A 15,214-nucleotide genomic window follows, 5' to 3' on the forward strand; every position below is an offset into this window, starting at 1 on the left:
TGAGCCGGTGCCCGAGCCCCTGAGCCCTCCCGCCGGTCCCACCGCGGGTCCCACCGCGGGTCCCGCGCCGACCATGCGCGAGCTCGTCGACGACCTGCGCGCCCGGCTGGCCCGGGTCCGCCAGGGCGGGTCGGAGAGCGCGCGCCGCAAGCACACCGACCGCGGCAAGCTGCTCGTGCGCGACCGCGTGGACCGGCTGCTCGACACCGGCAGCCCGTTCCTCGAGGTCGCGCCGCTCGCGGCGTACGGCATGTACGGCTCGGGCTCGGGCGACGACCACGCGGTCCCCTCCGCAGGTGTCGTCGCCGGCATCGGCCGTGTGTCGGGGCGCGAGTGCGTGATCGTCGCCAACGACGCCACCGTCAAGGGCGGCACGTACTACCCGATGACGGTCAAGAAGCACCTCCGCGCGCAGGCGATCGCCGCGGAGAACCACCTGCCCTGCATCTACCTCGTCGACTCCGGTGGCGCGTTCCTGCCGATGCAGGACGAGGTGTTCCCCGACCGCGAGCACTTCGGCCGGATCTTCTTCAACCAGGCGACCATGTCGGCGCGGGGGATCCCGCAGATCGCGAGCGTGATGGGCTCCTGCACCGCCGGCGGCGCCTACGTGCCGGCGATGTCGGACGAGACGGTGATCGTGCGCAACCAGGGCACGATCTTCCTCGGCGGGCCCCCGCTGGTGAAGGCCGCGACGGGCGAGGTCGTGACGGCCGAGGACCTCGGCGGCGGCGACGTGCACGCGCGGACCTCCGGCGTGGTCGACCACCTCGCCGAGGACGACGCCCACGCCCTCGCCATCGTCCGCTCGATCGTCGACACGCTCCCGGCCCGCACCGCGGTGCGCACGCCCGGCGCGGACGTCGAGGAGCCGCACGAGCCGCCGGAGTCGCTCTACGACGTCGTGCCGACCGACACCCGCACGCCCTACGACGTGCGCGAGGTCATCAGGCGGGTGGTCGACGGCAGCCGGTTCCACGAGTTCAAGAGGCTCTACGGCGACACGCTGGTGTGCGGCTTCGCCCGGATCTTCGGCCACGAGGTCGGCATCGTCGCCAACAACGGCATCCTCTTCAGCGAGTCGGCGCTCAAGGGCGCGCACTTCATCGAGCTGTGCAACCAGCGCGGCATCCCGCTGGTCTTCCTGCAGAACATCACCGGCTTCATGGTCGGGCGCGAGTACGAGAACAAGGGCATCGCCCGCGACGGCGCGAAGCTCGTCACCGCCGTCGCGTGCAGCGTGGTGCCCAAGTTCACCGTCGTCATCGGCGGCTCCTTCGGCGCGGGCAACTACGGCATGTGCGGGCGGGCCTACGACCCGCGCTTCCTGTGGATGTGGCCCAACGCGCGGATTTCGGTCATGGGCGGCGAGCAGGCGGCGTCCGTGCTGGCGACCGTGCGGACCGACCTCCAGGACGAGGCGGCGGTGGAGGCGTTCAAGGCCCCGATCCGCGAGCAGTACGAGACCCAGGGCTCGCCCTACTACGCAAGCGCCCGGCTGTGGGACGACGGGATCATCGACCCCGCCGACACCCGCCGCGTGCTCGGCATGGCGCTGGCCGCGACGTCGTACACCCCGATCCCCGAGCCGTCCTACGGCATCTTCAGGATGTGATGGCGCCCCCGTGACCACCTTCGACCCGACCATGCGCGTGCTGATCGCCAACCGCGGCGAGATCGCGATCCGCGTCGCGCGGACCTGCCGGCGGCTCGGCCTGCCGACGGTCGCCCTCTACACCGACCTCGACGCCGACGCCCCCCACGTCCGCGCGTGCGACGAGGCCGCCCACGTGCCGTCGTACCTCGACGTCGAGGCGGTCGTCGCCCGCGCTCGGGCGCACGGGTGCTGGGCGGTGCATCCCGGCTACGGCTTCCTCTCCGAGCGGGCGCCCTTCGCCCGCGCGCTGGCGGACGCCGGCATCACCCTGGTCGGGCCGTCGGCCGAGGTGATGGACGCCATGGGGCGCAAGGACGCCGCCCGCGAGGTCGCCGTGGCGGCCGGGGTGCCGGTCGTGCCGTCGTACGTGCTGGACGGCCCGGACGCCACCGACCCGGCGCGGTTCGCCTACCCGGTGCTGGTCAAGGCCGCCGCCGGCGGTGGCGGCAAGGGCATGCGGGTGGTGCGCTCGGTCGAGGAGTACGACGAGGCCCTGGCCGCGGCGCGGCGCGAGGCCCGGTCCTCCTTCGGCGACGACACGATGCTGGTGGAGAAGTACGTCGAGTCCGGTCGCCACATCGAGGTGCAGGTCATGGGCGACGCCCACGGCACCGTCCTGCACTTCTTCGAGCGCGACTGCTCGACGCAGCGCCGCCACCAGAAAGTGCTCGAGGAGGCGCCCGCGCCCACGATCAGCGACGAGCAGCGGGCGGCGATCACCTCGGCGGCGGTCGCGCTGGCCCAGCAGTGCGGCTACACCGGCGCCGGCACCGTCGAGTTCCTCCTGGACGCCGCCACCGGCGAGTTCTACTTCCTCGAGATGAACACCCGCCTCCAGGTCGAGCACCCGGTCACCGAGGAGGTCGTCCGCGTCGACGGGTGGGGCGACGACGGGCGCGTCGACCTCGTCGAGCTCCAGCTGCTCGTCGCGGCCGGCGAGCCGCTGCCGTTCGACCAGGACGCGGTCTCGCTCGAGGGCCACGCGGTCGAGGCGCGCGTGTACGCCGAGGACTCCTTCTCCGGCTTCCTGCCGCAGGCCGGGCGCACGTCGATCGTGAGGTGGGGCGACGGCGACCGCGTGCGGGTCGACCACGCGCTCGGGCCCGACCAGGAGGTCAGCACCTCCTACGACCCGATGCTCGGCAAGGTGATCTCGTGGGCGCCGACGCGCGAGGAGGCCATCGACGACCTCGCCGACGCCCTCGGTCGGACCGCGATCCTCGGCATCACCACCAACACCGGCTTCCTGCGCGCGCTGGTCGCGTCGCCGGAGTTCCGCGAGGCGACGATCGACACCGCCTGGCTGGACCGCCACGAGGTGCCGGCTCCCGACGGGCGTCTCGCGCGCGTGATCGGCGCCTGGACGCAGGTCCTCCTGGACACCTCCGGCGCGGCCGGGCCGTGGCAGGCCGACGGATGGCGGATGGGTGCGGACCCGGCGCCGGACACGGTCGTGCTGGGCGACGACGTCGTCGTGGTCGACCGCCACCGCGGACGCGTGCGCCTCGACGGGCGCAGCCACGAGGTCCGGATGGTGTCGGCAGCCGACCACACCGTGCACCTGCTCGTCGACGGTGTCGCCGAGCACGCCGTGCTGAACGTGCAGCGCGACGCCGTCGACGTCGTCCACCGCGGGCAGCGCTGGGTGTGGGAGCGCCCCGACCCGTTCGGCGACCACGCCGCCGCCGGCGGCGACGGCACCCTGCTCGCACCCATGCCCGGCACCGTCCTCGCCGTCAACGTCTCCGCGGGTCAGCCGGTGGCCGAGGGTGAGACGCTGGGGGTGATGGAGGCGATGAAGATGGAGCTCGCGCTCAAGGCGCCCTTCGCCGGCACGGTGACCGCTGTCGGTGCGGCGCCGGGCGACCTGGTCAGGCTCGGTGCCGTGCTGTTCACCGTGGAGGCCTCCGATGACTGACCTGCCGATGACCGTCCGCGCCGACGGCCTCCCCGAGCGGGTCACGATCTACGAGGTCGGCCCCCGCGACGGCCTCCAGAACGAGCAGGCGGTCGTGCCCGTCGAGGTCAAGGCCGAGTTCGTACGCCGGCTGCTGGCGGCGGGCCTCCCGGTCGTGGAGGCCACCAGCTTCGTGCACCCCCGGTGGGTCCCCCAGCTCGCCGACGCCGCCGAGCTGATGGCTGCGCTGGGCGAGGAGGGCCGGCGCCTGCCGGTGCTGGTGCCCAACGAGCGTGGCCTCGACCGCGCCCTCGAGCTCGGCCTGCAGCACGTGGCGATCTTCGGCAGCGCGACCGAGACTTTCGCGACCAAGAACCTCAACCGCACCTTCGACGAGCAGTTCGCGATGTTCGAGCCCACCGTCGACCGCGCCCGCGCCGCCGGGATGGACGTCCGGGCGTACCTCTCGATGTGCTTCGGCGACCCGTGGGAGGGGGCGGTGCCGCTCGAGCAGGTCGTCACGGCCGGCACGCGGCTGCTCGACCTCGGCGCGAGCCGGCTCAGCCTCGGCGACACCATCGGCGTCGCGACCGCCGGGCACGTCAAGGCGCTGGTGGCGGCCTTCGCCGACGCGGGCGTCGATGCCGACCGCCTGGCGATGCACTTCCACGACACCTACGGGCAGGCGCTGGCCAACACCTACGCCGCGCTCGAGGCCGGCATCACGACGTTCGACGCGAGCGCGGGCGGGCTCGGCGGGTGCCCGTACGCGAAGTCGGCCACCGGCAACCTCGCCACCGAGGACCTGGTGTGGATGCTCGACGGCCTCGGCATCGACCACGGCGTGGACCTGGCCGCCGCCGTCGCCACGAGCGCCTGGATGGCGCGCGAGCTGGGCCGGCCGAGCCCGAGCGCCGTCGTACGCGCGCTCGCCTCGGCGGGGTAGTCCACCGGCATGCGGTCGTTCCGGGGGACACCTGGCAGCCATTTCCCGGTGGACTACCCCGCTCGGGCACAATCAGCGCCATGAGCCGCGTCGTCCACCTCCACATCGGGGCCCCCAAGACCGGCACGACGTACCTCCAGGACCGGCTGATGCTCAACGCGGCCTCCCTCGGCCGGCACGGCGTCGCCGTCCCGGGCACGCGCACCGGCCGCACCGACGTGTTCCACTTCCGCGCGGCGCTCGACCTCCTGGACCAGGACTGGGGCGGCGCGCCCGGCCACGCCAAGGGCGCCTGGGACGCGATGGTCCGCAAGGTGGGGCGTGCCGACGGCAACGTGGTGATCAGCCACGAGATCCTCGCCGGGGCCAAGCCCGACAAGGTGGCCAAGGCAATGAACGACCTCGCCGGCGCGGAGGTGCACGTCGTCTACTCCGCGCGCGACCTCGGCCGGCAGCTGCCGGCGGCGTGGCAGGAGTCGATCAAGCAGGGCCGCAAGTGGCCCTTCCGCCGCTTCCTGACCAAGGTCGAGCGCGGACAGACCTGGTTCTTCAACGCGATGGACCTGCCGACGGTCCTGTCGCGCTGGGGCGCCAAGCTGCCCCCCGAGCGCGTGCACGTCGTGACCGTGCCGCACGACCGCGGGCCCAACGGCGACGAGCTCTGGCTGCGCTTCTGCCGCGCCTTCCGCATCGACCCCGCCTGGGCGCCGCTCGACTCCGAGCGCGACAACCGCTCGCTCGGCATCGCGGAGACCTCGCTGCTGCGCAAGCTCAACCGGCGCCTCGAGCTCGGCGTGTGGCGCGACCCGGCGTACGACAACCTGATCCGCGAGATCCTCGCCCAGGAGGTGCTCGTGTCCCGCGACGCCGTTCCCGTCCGTCTGCCTCCCGACCGCTACGACTTCGCCGAGCACCAGGCCGGCCTCTGGATCGACTGGATCAAGGGGAGCGGGGTGGACGTCGTCGGCGACGTCGAGGACCTGCGACCGCGCCGGCCGGCGGAGGGGGACCCCTGGAAGGACCCCGACCACGTGCGCGCCAAGCTCGAGCTCGGCGCCGCGCTCGACGCCCTCACGGTCATGACCCAGGAGGCCGCGAACCGCACCACGAGCGACACCGTGGGCGCCCGCCTCCGCGACACCGCGCGCCGGCTGCGGGTCCGGTGACCGCCGCCGGCTCGACGGCTCGCGCGCACGGCTGGGTCGCCCACCTCCGCGACGGAGGTACGACGCCGTGGCTGGCGTGGGCCGACGACGGCGGGTCCGCCGCGTCGGCCCGCGCGCTGCCGGGCGCCCAGCAGCTCGAGCTGCTGCGCCGGCTGAACCTCGCCGTCGCGTCGGGCGCGGGCCGGAGCGGGGCCCGCAGGCGCGACCACGCGCGGCTCGCGGACCGCGTCCTGACGACGTCGGCCGCCGGCCGCGGCAAGGCCGACCTCCCCCTCCTCGGGCTGCCCGCCTCCTCCTTCGGCCCGCGGCCGGTCGACCCGGCGGGCGTGAGCGCCCACGAGCTCCTGCGGGTGGCGAGCGCCGTGCTGGCCGACGACCTCGTCGAGCTGGGCCCCGACCCGGTGCGCCGGACCTGGGCGAAGCCGTGGCGTCGCCGCTTCCGCCTCGTCGGCGACCCCGTCGTGACCACCGCGGCACGCGAGCACCTGCTCGGGCGCGGTCGCCCCGAGGGCGGGCCGCGGCCGTTCGTCGTCGCCGTCGGCGCGCCGCTGGACGTCCTGCTCGCGCACACCTGGACCCAGCGCTGCTTCGAGCACGGCAGCAGGCCCTGGGAGGACTGGCTGCGCTTCTGGCGCCAGCGCGACCAGCTGCCCGCCCGCGTCGACCTCGGCGACTCCGTACGCCGCTGGAACGGTCGCCGCCCGTTCGTCCGGGTCGTCACCGACCTCGACCTGCTGCCGCGGCACCTCGGCGTGCGGCACCTGCCGGAGGTCCGGGAGCCGGGGGCCGACCAGGCCGAGCTGGCGCGCCGGATCGCCGCCGTCGTCGGCCTGCGCGTGCCAGCGTCCGAGCGTCCCGCTCTGATGCGGACGCTCCAGCGACGGATCCCCGACACCGGCGTCGCGCCGGTCGGCGTACCCGCCCGGGAGCGTGCGTGGGTCGCGTCGTCCGCGGCACGCATGACCCGCGAGCTGACCCGCGCTGGCTACCCTGTCGTCGGCGACCTCGCCGACCTCGCCCCCCGCTCCGCGCCCTCCGCAGCGACCGGCGCCGACGACGAGCAGGTGCTGGAGCTGGCGATCAGGATGATCGTGGACCCGGCGTGGCGACGGACGCGGGCGACGACGAGGGAGGTGGAGCGGTGAGCAGGCGGGTGCTGCTGCACGTGGGCTGCCCGAAGACCGGCACGTCGTACCTCCAGGACGTCCTCTTCCGCAACCAGGCGACGCTCCGCGAGCACGACATCCTCTACCCCGCCGAGCGGTTCGACGCGCACTTCCTGGCCGCGCTCGACCTGATGACGCTCCCGTGGGGCGGCATCGAGACCGAGGCGGTCGGTGCCTGGGACCACCTCGCCGAGCAGGTCCGGGAGTGGCCCGGCACCTCGATCGTCAGCCACGAGATCTTCGCCCGCGCGACGCCGACGCAGGTCGAGCGCGCGCTCGCGTCGCTCGGTGACGCCGAGGTCCACCTCGTGCTGTCGGCGCGCGACCTCGTGCGGCAGGTCCCGGCGGAGTGGCAGGAGAACGTCAAGCACCGCAGCCACATCACCTACGCGGCGTTCCTCCGCACCATCCGCGACCCCGGGCGCGACTCGCGGATCGGGTCGTGGTTCTGGGCGGTCCAGGAGGTCCCCGACATCCTCGAGCGGTGGGGCGCGTCCCTGCCGCCCGAGCAGGTGCACCTCGTGACGCTGCCGCCGCCCGGCTCCGATCGCGGCGAGCTGTGGCGGCGGTTCTCGCGGACCTTCGGCCTCGACGGCCTGCCGCTCGACCTCACCGCGGAGCGCGAGAACCCCTCCCTCGGCGTGCCGGAGACCTCGCTGCTGCGCACCATCAACGAGCGGGTCACCTCGATCATCGCGCCGCCGGACTACCGTCCGCTGGTCCGCGAGACGCTCGCGCACCAGACCCTGTCGCGCAGCGTCGCGTCGGCACGGCTGGGCCTCTCGCCCGACGACCACGCCTGGGCGCGCGAGCTGTCGCGCAGCTGGATCGACGCCCTCGCCGGGCGGGGGTACGACGTCGTCGGCTCGCTCGACGACCTGCTCGGTCCCGACCCGGGGACGTTCACCGACCCCGACTCCGTGCCGGCCGACGAGCTGCTGCCCCCGGCGCTCGACGCGATCAGCGCCCTGCTGGTGGAGGGCGCGCGGCTGCGCGCCGTCGAGGAGCGGCTGCACGAGGAGCTGCGGGAGGCGCGCGAGGAGCGCGACCGGGCGCTGATGACGACGACCCACCGGGTCAAGCGCAAGATCGTCACCACGCTGGAGGACAGCCCGGCCGGGCGCGGCACGCTCGACGCCTACCGGCGGATCAAGCGCCGGAGCTAGCGGCGGCTCAGCGCTTGCGCGGCAGGAGCTCGCGGTCGGCGTAGCGGCCGATCTTCCAGGTGGCGTAGCCGTCGGCGCCCATGCCCACGACGCCGCCGATCACCGGCACCCGGCGACCCACCGTCGTCGCGAACCGCTTGCCGGCGACGCGGGCGATGATGTCGGTCGCGACGACGGCCGAGATCGTGCCGTCGATCGTCGGGTCGTGCGCCGGAGCCGTCGCCAGCGCCATCGGCGTGCCGGCCAGCTTCTTCCTCTTCACGAGGGCGGTGACCTGGTCCTCGCCGAGCAGCAGGGCGAGGATCGCGTTGCGCACGCGCGGGTCGGAGAGGTCGTGGCCGCGCAGGTGCGCGATGCCGGCGACCATCCGGCACTGGATGAGGGCCAGGCCGGTGACGTTCGCCGGGATGGTGACCGCCATCGTCACCAGGCCGCCGATGTTCGTGGCGAAACCCTGGGCGCCGGCGATGCGCACGTTGTTCTCGATGACCTCGTGGATCGCGCGGTCGACGTCGCCCCGCTGCTCGGCGAGCTGCTTGTCGGCGGCCACCGCCGCGGGAGCGAGCGGCCCCACGCCGTCGATCGCGCGGTTGAGCGCCTCGCGCACGAAGCCGCTGGTCAGCCCCGGAGCCAGCTGCTGGATCCTCGGCGCCAGCTGGCGCCCGACGGTGTGCTTCAAGCCCATGCGGCGATCGTACGGTCGGTGGCGTAGCCACGCCCAGCGAGGCGGCAGCGCCGCGCTCGTGCCACGGGCGCGCCGGCCCGCCGGGGCGTTCGGTAGCGTGCGAAGCGTGCCGACCGCCCCCGCTCCGACGCCGTGGGCCTTCCCGGAGCACGCGACGTGGGACCCCGAGGACGACCTCGTCGCGCTCGGTGCCGACCTCGAGCCCGGCACGCTGGTGACGGCGTACTCCCTCGGCCTCTTCCCGATGCCGGTCACGCTGGACGGCGAGGAGCACCTCGGCTGGTTCTCCCCGGTCGAGCGGGGGGTGCTGCCGCTCGACGGGCTGCGGGTGTCCCGCTCGCTGCGGCGCTCGCTGCGCGACTTCGAGATCCGGGTGGACACCGCCTTCGACGAGGTGGTGTCGCGGTGCGGCAGCCCGGACCGTCCCGACGGCTGGATCACCTCGGACTTCGAGCACGCCTACGGTCGCCTGCACCGGCTCGGGTGGGCGCACTCGGTCGAGACCTGGCGCGACGGGCGGCTCGTGGGCGGGCTCTACGGGGTGAGCATCGGCGGGCTGTTCGCGGGGGAGTCGATGTTCCACCGCGAGCGGGACGCCTCGAAGGTCGCCCTCGTCGCGCTGGTCGACCTGCTCCGCGACGAGCAGGCCGACCAGCGGGTGCTCGACGTGCAGTGGCAGACACCCCACCTGGCGTCGCTCGGCGTCGTGCGCCGCCCGCGCGCCGAGTACCTCGAGCAGCTCGAACGGGCCCTGCGGGTGCCGCTGCCGGCGGCCTTCCGGTTGGACGGTTGACCGACGTCGCGGGAGGCTGACCCCACCACGAGCGGCGACCCCGCCGCACGTCGTGGCCGACACGAGGGGGAAGCCCATGCACATCCGTACCCGCCTCACCCTGGCCGGCGCCGCGGTGCTGGTCGGCACCGTGACCGCGGCCTGTGGCGGCGGGGGCGGCGGCGCCCCGACCGACGCGAGCGAGAAGGGCTTCTGCGCGGCGGCCAACAGCCTGTGGGCTGACCTCGCGCCCGAGGACATGAGCGCGCCCGAGACGCCCAGCGACGGGGAGATGGCGCGGGTGGTCGAGGACTGGGGCAACGAGATGGAGGAGGTCGGCACGCCCGAGGGCATCCCCGACGACGCGCGCAAGGGCTTCGAGGCCGTCGTCGACCAGGCCAAGGACGTCGACGCGGCCGACTTCTCCGCCGAGAGCCTCGAGGAGCTCGGCCGCGGCGGCGCCGACGCCTCCGAGGAGGTCCAGCAGCAGGCCGAGGCGTTCGCCGACTACCTCACCGAGACCTGCGGCAACCCGCTCGACGACATCGAGATGCCCGAGCTGGAGGCGCCCGGGACCACCGGGTGACCGCGTGCCGGTGCGCGGCCACCCGCCGTGCACCGGCTCGTCGGCGCACCGACACCCGCCCATCAGGCGTGACGGTGCATCATGGGAACCGCGGCGGAAGGAGGGTGCACGATGGCGATCACACGCGCCGGCAAGATCTGCTCGTTCTGCGGTGAGCCCGGTGGTCCCGGCACCGACCTGCCCCTGATCGGTGGGCTCGGCGCCCAGGTGTGCGCCCGGTGCGTCGACGACTTCCACGCCACCCTCCACGACGAGCAGCGGCTCGCGGCCGCCCGCGGCGCGTCCCCGTGGGACACGATGGACGAGGCCGAGCTCGTCGCGACGCTCCCGATGATCCTGGCCTCCGCCGAGCAGAACACCGCCTTCGCCCGCGAGTGGGTCGACCTGCTGCGCAGCCGCAACGTCTCCTGGGCGCAGATCGGCCGCGCCCTGGGCGTCTCGCGCCAGGCGGCGTGGGAGCGGTTCGCCCGCAAGGGCGACCGGACGGCGAGCGCGTGAGACGATCGACCTGCCGTCAGGCTAGTCTTGACGCACGGGGTGCGGGCCGGATCTCCACGGGGGTGGGTCCGGCCGGCACCTCGCCTGCCTCGTCAGCGGCGACGCCGGCCCCCAGCCGCGCTACTTGAGCAGCCTCGACATCCGCCGGTCCGCCAGTGGCTTCCCGCCGGTCTGGCACGTCGCGCAGTACTGCAGGCTCGAGTCGGCGAACGACACCTCGCGCACCACGTCACCGCACACCGGACAGGTCTGGCCGGTGCGGCCGTGGACCGCGAGGTTGCTCTTCTTCTCCCCCTTGAGCTCGCTCGCCGCGAGCCCGCTCGAGCGCTGCACGGCCTCGCCCAAGGTGCCGCGGAGGGCGTCGTACAGCGTCTGCAGCTCGGCCTCGTCGAGGCTGTTGGCGGGCTTGAACGGCGACATGCGCGCGGCGTGCAGGATCTCGTCGGAGTAGGCGTTGCCGATGCCGGCGATGATCGACTGCATCCGCATCACGCCCTTGATCTGCTTGCGCCCCTCGGACTCGAGGATCCGGCGCAGCGCCTCGAGGGTGAAGTCGTCGGACAGCGGGTCGGGGCCCAGCCGGGCGATCCCCTCCACCTCGCGCGGGTCGCGGACGAGGTAGATCGCGAGGCCCTTCCGGGTGCCGGCCTCGGTGACGTCGAGACCCGGCTGCGCCTCGAGGTCCGGGTCGTCGATCACGATGCGGGCGGCGAGCGGGTTCTTGGCGTTCGGCCGGGCGGGCACGGCGGGCACCTCGTCGCGCCAGCGGATCCAGCCGGCGCGGGCGAGGTGGATCACCAGGTGCACGCCGCTGGCGTCGATGTCGAGGAACTTGCCGTGCCGCTCCACGCCGTCCACGAGCGTGCCGTGCAGCGCCTGCAGGGGCGGGTCGAACGTCTTGAGCGCGCTGAAGGCGGTCAGGTCGACGCGGCTGATCGCCCGGCCGACCAGGCGGCCGCGCAGGTCCTGGACGAGGGCTTCGACCTCGGGCAGCTCGGGCACGACCCGAGTCTAGGCAAGGCGCTGTGCCCCGGGTCACAATGGCGCATGGCGCAGCGTCAGCTTCCTCGCACGGGGGCGGTCTTCCTCGACCCCCGCGGGCAGGACCGCTCGCTGCGCGTCACCTGGCACCAGGAGTCGCAGCTCGTGGTGCTCTCCCTGTGGCGCGACAACGTCTGCGCGGGGACGTTCCGCCTCTCGGCCGACGAGGTCCCCGGTCTGATCGCCCTGCTGCGCCGCGGCCTCGACGAGGCGTACGACGCGGCGCGGGAGCGGGTCGAGCGGGTCGACGGCGCGCCTCGCGCGGGCTGACGAGGGCCGCCCCTGCCGTACGGTGCCGCCGCCGGGCGCCCTTTCGAATCCCCCGCTTAAGCGGGGGATTGCGAACTTCTCGTGGTCTGCATGCTCCCTGAAGTTCGCACATCCCCGCTTAGGCGGGGGAACAGGAGGCGGGAGTGACGTGGGCAAACCCGCGACTCGCGGAGTATCGGCGAATCTAGGGCCGCGCCTAGAGACGCGAATAAGGTGCGATCGTGGACCCGATCCGTAACCCGTACGCCCCGGGCGCGGGGCAGCGGCCGCCCGAGCTGGCCGGTCGTGACGAGCAGCTCGCCGCCTTCGAGGTGGTCCTCGAGCGGGTCGCGAGGGGCCGCCCTGAGCGCAGCCTGGTGCTGACCGGGCTGCGCGGGGTGGGCAAGACGGTCCTCCTCAACGCGCTGCGCGGCGCCGCCGTACGCAAGGGGTGGGGCACCGGCAAGCTCGAGGCGCGCCCGGGCCAGGGCCTGCGACGGCCGCTGAGCAGCGCGCTGCACCAGGCCGTGCGGGAGCTCGGGCACCGCGACGAGGAGTCGGTCGACCACGTGCTCGGCGTTCTCAAGTCCTTCGCCCACCGAGACGCCGGGACCGGGGCGCGGCTGAAGGACCAGTGGAGCCCGGGCATCGACGCGCCGGCCGTGCGCGGTCGTGCCGACTCCGGGGACGTCGAGATCGACCTCGTCGAGCTCCTCGCGGACGTCGGCGGGCTGGCCGCCGACGTCGGCAAGGGCGTCGCCGTCTTCATCGACGAGATGCAGGACCTCGGCGTCGACGACGTCTCGGCGCTGTGCGCCGCCTGCCACGAGCTCAGCCAGTCCGGTCTGCCGGTGATCGTGGTGGGGGCGGGACTGCCGCACCTGCCGGCTGTCCTGAGCGCGAGCAAGTCCTACAGCGAGCGGCTCTTCCGCTACCAGCGCATCGACCGGCTCGGCCGCGACGCCGCCGACCGGGCGCTCGAGGCGCCGGCCGCCGAGGAGGACGCGGCCTTCGAGCCCGACGCCCTGGCAGCGATGTACGACGCGACCGGCGGCTACCCGTACTTCATCCAGGCCTACGGCAAGGCGGTGTGGGACCTCGCGCCCCGCTCGCCGATCACCGCCGCGGACGTCGCGGTCGCGGCACCGGAGGCGGAGTCGGAGCTCGCCGTCGGCTTCTTCGGCTCGCGCTACGAGCGGGCGACCCCCGGGGAGCGGGACTACCTCATGGCGATGGCCGACGTGGCCGCCGCTGGGGCCGCCGACGCCGGCGTCGAGGGCGACGCCGTGCTGAGCGCCGACGTCGCCGCGGCGCTGGGCAAGAAGCCGCAGTCGCTGTCGCCGGCGCGCGACTCCCTGCTCAAGAAAGGGCTCGTCTACTCGGGCGAGCGCGGCCGGATCGCGTTCACCGTCCCCCACTTCGGCCGCTACCTGCGCGAGCGGGGCTGACCCCCGCTCCTTGAGCGGTGCGTGAGGCAGGTTCTGCCGCCCGGAAACGTGTCTCACGCACCGCTGGGCCCGGGGCCGGCAGGCGCCCAGCCTCCCGAGCGGTGCCTGAGGCAGGTTCTGCCGCCCGGAAACGTGTCTCACTCACCGCTGGCGGGGGTGGGATGGTCGCCCGCTCCCCGAGCGGTGCGTGAGGCAGGTTCTGCCGCCCGGAAACGTGTCTCACGCACCGCTGGGCCCGGGGTCGGCAGGGACGCCGCTCCCCAACCGGTGCGTGAGGCAGGTTCTGCCGCCCGAAAAGGTGCCTCACGCACCGCTGCGGCTGCGGCTGCGGCTACCGCTGCGGCTACGGCTACCGCTACCGCTGCGGCGGGGTGCGGAACGACCGCGGCAGCTCCTCGAGCAGCCGGAGGTAGAGCTCGGAGGCGGTGGGGTACGACGCCACGGCGTGCCGCAGGACGTGCACGGGGACCCCGCCGGTGATCGCCACGGTCGCGGCGTGCAGCAGCTCGCCGGCTGCCGGACCCACGAAGGTGGCGCCGAGCAGCAGGTGGGTCCGCGCGTCGACGACCAGCTGGGCGTGGCCGGTGACGTGGTCGCGCAGCAAGCCGGTCCCGGCGACCGCTGAGCTCGGCACCCGCGAGACCGCGACGTCGTACGCCGCCTCCCGGGCCTCGGCCTCGGTCATCCCGACGCTCGCGACCTCGGGCTCGGTGAAGACGACCTGCGGCACCGGCGCCTCCCGGTCCGGCTCCCACGCCGCGCCGCCGGCCGCCGCAGCGGCGATGCGGGCGCCGACCACGCGTGCCTGGTGCTTGCCCCAGTGGGTCAGCGGCGCCCCGCCGCTCGCGTCGCCGACGGCGTGCAGCCACTCCGGCATCCGGCCGCCCGTGACGTCGTCGGGGGTCAGGCCGATCGCGTCGAGGCCGACGTCGTCGAGCCGGGGGGACCGCCCGGTCGCCAGCAGCACCTCGTCGACCTCGAGCCGGCCGCTCGAGGTGTCGAGGGTGACGGGGCCGCCGTGGATGCGCCCGGTCGCGGTGGCCGCGGCGTCCGGGCGGTGCACCGACTCGACCGTGGTGTCGAGCCGGACGTCGACCCCGCGCTCCCGCAGCCCCTCGAGCACCGCCTCGCCCGCGAAGGGCTCGGTCCGGCCGAGCAGTCGGCCGCCGCGCACGAGCAGCGTGACCGAGGACCCGAGGGCCGTCATCCAGGCCGCCGCCTCGCAGGCGACCACGCCGCCGCCGACGATCGCGAGGCGGCCGGGCACCTCCACCACGCCCGTCGCGTCGCGCGAGTCCCAGGGCAGCGCGGCGGCGTACGGCTCCGGCACGTGCGGCGAGCTGCCCGTGGCGATGACGACCGCCTGCCGGGCGCGGACCAGCCGGTCGCCCTCGGGGGAGGAGACGCGGACCTCCTTCTCGCCGACGAGGCGGCCGGCGCCGCGCAGCACCGCGAGCCCGGCGCCCTCGGCCCACGAGACCTGGCCCGCGTCGTCGTAGTGCGAGACCCAGTAGTCGCGCCGCTCCAGCAGCTCGCGGGGCGAGACGTGGGCGGTGGAGACGCCGCTGAGGTCGGCGGACGCGTCGGCGACGGCGACCGGCCGGAGAAGCGCCTTGCTGGGCATGCAGGCCCAGTAGCTGCACTCACCGCCCAGCAGCTCGTGCTCGACGATCGCCGCGGTCATGCCGGTGCCCTCCACCGCGTACTGGGCGGCGTTCTCCCCGGCCGGTCCACCGCCGATGACGACGACGTCGTACTCCACTGCGTCCATGGCGGTGAGACTACGGGCGCCGTCGTGCGGGTCGCTTGAGCGCGGCGAATAGACTCCTCCGCGAGGGGAGTACCCCACCAACCTCCGTCGGTCACTACGGCGCCCCCGCGGGCGCCCCGGCGGGGACCGGCTCCGGCCGGTGGGGGAGACCTCAGGAGATCGATCC

General features: G+C 74.3%; 14 protein-coding genes. 11 read left to right on the forward strand and 3 right to left on the reverse strand.

What is annotated here, in order from left to right; genetic code table 11:
- The first annotated feature begins 7 nt into the window (after positions 1 to 7).
- The 6 genes from J3P32_RS08730 to J3P32_RS08755 all read left to right on the forward strand — a co-directional run bounded on the left by J3P32_RS08730 (position 8) and on the right by J3P32_RS08755 (position 7,998).
- Positions 8 to 1,615, forward strand: a complete 1,608-nt coding sequence (locus J3P32_RS08730; RefSeq protein ID WP_455430090.1) for a carboxyl transferase domain-containing protein — start codon at positions 8 to 10, stop codon at positions 1,613 to 1,615.
- A gap of 10 nt (positions 1,616 to 1,625) precedes the next feature.
- A complete protein-coding gene (locus J3P32_RS08735) occupies positions 1,626 to 3,575 on the forward strand; it encodes an ATP-binding protein (protein ID WP_307861632.1) in 1,950 nt (649 codons plus the stop codon).
- Positions 3,568 to 4,500, forward strand: a complete 933-nt coding sequence (locus tag J3P32_RS08740; protein WP_210439404.1) for a hydroxymethylglutaryl-CoA lyase — start codon at positions 3,568 to 3,570, stop codon at positions 4,498 to 4,500. The genes J3P32_RS08735 and J3P32_RS08740 overlap by 8 nt, the downstream gene beginning before the upstream one ends.
- An 80-nt stretch (positions 4,501 to 4,580) precedes the next feature.
- Positions 4,581 to 5,666 (forward strand): hypothetical protein, encoded by a 1,086-nt coding sequence (locus J3P32_RS08745; protein WP_210439405.1) that lies wholly within the window; start codon positions 4,581 to 4,583, stop codon positions 5,664 to 5,666.
- Positions 5,663 to 6,811, forward strand: coding sequence for a hypothetical protein (locus tag J3P32_RS08750; RefSeq protein WP_210439406.1), 1,149 nt, complete (start codon positions 5,663 to 5,665; stop codon positions 6,809 to 6,811). Before J3P32_RS08745 ends, J3P32_RS08750 begins: the two co-directional genes overlap by 4 nt.
- Positions 6,808 to 7,998 carry a hypothetical protein gene (locus J3P32_RS08755; protein WP_210439407.1) on the forward strand — a complete coding sequence of 397 codons (1,191 nt, stop codon included), beginning with the start codon at positions 6,808 to 6,810 and terminating at the stop codon, positions 7,996 to 7,998. Before J3P32_RS08750 ends, J3P32_RS08755 begins: the two co-directional genes overlap by 4 nt.
- Positions 7,999 to 8,005: 7 nt before the next feature.
- Here J3P32_RS08755 and J3P32_RS08760 read toward each other — a convergent pair whose 3' ends face one another.
- The gene (locus J3P32_RS08760) at positions 8,006 to 8,683 is read right to left on the reverse strand and encodes an EcsC family protein (RefSeq protein ID WP_210439408.1); all 678 of its coding nucleotides are present in this window, start codon (positions 8,681 to 8,683) and stop codon (positions 8,006 to 8,008) included.
- A 106-nt stretch (positions 8,684 to 8,789) separates the two neighbouring features.
- Between J3P32_RS08760 and aat the strand changes: the two genes are divergently transcribed.
- The 3 genes from aat to J3P32_RS08775 all read left to right on the forward strand — a co-directional run bounded on the left by aat (position 8,790) and on the right by J3P32_RS08775 (position 10,539).
- Positions 8,790 to 9,476 carry a leucyl/phenylalanyl-tRNA--protein transferase gene (aat, locus tag J3P32_RS08765; protein WP_307861633.1) on the forward strand — a complete coding sequence of 229 codons (687 nt, stop codon included), beginning with the start codon at positions 8,790 to 8,792 and terminating at the stop codon, positions 9,474 to 9,476.
- Between the two features lie 76 nt (positions 9,477 to 9,552).
- Positions 9,553 to 10,041 carry a hypothetical protein gene (locus tag J3P32_RS08770; protein ID WP_210439410.1) on the forward strand — a complete coding sequence of 163 codons (489 nt, stop codon included), beginning with the start codon at positions 9,553 to 9,555 and terminating at the stop codon, positions 10,039 to 10,041.
- 111 nt (positions 10,042 to 10,152) lie between these two features.
- Positions 10,153 to 10,539 carry a ClpX C4-type zinc finger protein gene (locus J3P32_RS08775; RefSeq protein ID WP_210439411.1) on the forward strand — a complete coding sequence of 129 codons (387 nt, stop codon included), beginning with the start codon at positions 10,153 to 10,155 and terminating at the stop codon, positions 10,537 to 10,539.
- A gap of 120 nt (positions 10,540 to 10,659) precedes the next feature.
- Here J3P32_RS08775 and J3P32_RS08780 read toward each other — a convergent pair whose 3' ends face one another.
- Positions 10,660 to 11,541: an Fpg/Nei family DNA glycosylase gene (locus J3P32_RS08780; protein WP_210439412.1), complete on the reverse strand. Its 882-nt coding sequence runs from the start codon at positions 11,539 to 11,541 to the stop codon at positions 10,660 to 10,662.
- Between the two features lie 45 nt (positions 11,542 to 11,586).
- Here J3P32_RS08780 and J3P32_RS08785 point away from each other — a divergent pair, with 45 nt between their 5' ends.
- Complete coding sequence (locus J3P32_RS08785) at positions 11,587 to 11,850, forward strand: hypothetical protein (protein WP_210439413.1); 264 nt, start codon at positions 11,587 to 11,589, stop codon at positions 11,848 to 11,850.
- A 221-nt stretch (positions 11,851 to 12,071) separates the two neighbouring features.
- Positions 12,072 to 13,277 carry an ATP-binding protein gene (locus tag J3P32_RS08790; protein ID WP_210439414.1) on the forward strand — a complete coding sequence of 402 codons (1,206 nt, stop codon included), beginning with the start codon at positions 12,072 to 12,074 and terminating at the stop codon, positions 13,275 to 13,277.
- Positions 13,278 to 13,632: 355 nt separating this feature from the next.
- Here the strand turns inward: J3P32_RS08790 and J3P32_RS08795 are convergent, their stop codons facing one another.
- Positions 13,633 to 15,048 carry a dihydrolipoyl dehydrogenase family protein gene (locus J3P32_RS08795; protein WP_210439415.1) on the reverse strand — a complete coding sequence of 472 codons (1,416 nt, stop codon included), beginning with the start codon at positions 15,046 to 15,048 and terminating at the stop codon, positions 13,633 to 13,635.
- Positions 15,049 to 15,214: the final 166 nt, after the last annotated feature.

It is taken from the genome of Nocardioides xinjiangensis, from assembly GCF_017916385.1.
GTDB lineage: Bacteria > Actinomycetota > Actinomycetes > Propionibacteriales > Nocardioidaceae > Nocardioides > Nocardioides xinjiangensis.

What these genes read in the sequence shown, in the direction of transcription:
- J3P32_RS08740 (WP_210439404.1), top strand. Translation starts at nt 3,568, where the DNA reads ATGACTGACCTGCCGATGACCGTCCGCGCCGACGGCCTCCCCGAGCGG.
- J3P32_RS08745 (WP_210439405.1), top strand. Translation starts at nt 4,581, where the DNA reads ATGAGCCGCGTCGTCCACCTCCACATCGGGGCCCCCAAGACCGGCACG.
- J3P32_RS08760 (WP_210439408.1), bottom strand. Translation starts at nt 8,683, where the DNA reads ATGGGCTTGAAGCACACCGTCGGGCGCCAGCTGGCGCCGAGGATCCAG.
- J3P32_RS08770 (WP_210439410.1), top strand. Translation starts at nt 9,553, where the DNA reads ATGCACATCCGTACCCGCCTCACCCTGGCCGGCGCCGCGGTGCTGGTC.
- J3P32_RS08775 (WP_210439411.1), top strand. Translation starts at nt 10,153, where the DNA reads ATGGCGATCACACGCGCCGGCAAGATCTGCTCGTTCTGCGGTGAGCCC.
- J3P32_RS08785 (WP_210439413.1), top strand. Translation starts at nt 11,587, where the DNA reads ATGGCGCAGCGTCAGCTTCCTCGCACGGGGGCGGTCTTCCTCGACCCC.
- J3P32_RS08795 (WP_210439415.1), bottom strand. Translation starts at nt 15,048, where the DNA reads ATGGACGCAGTGGAGTACGACGTCGTCGTCATCGGCGGTGGACCGGCC.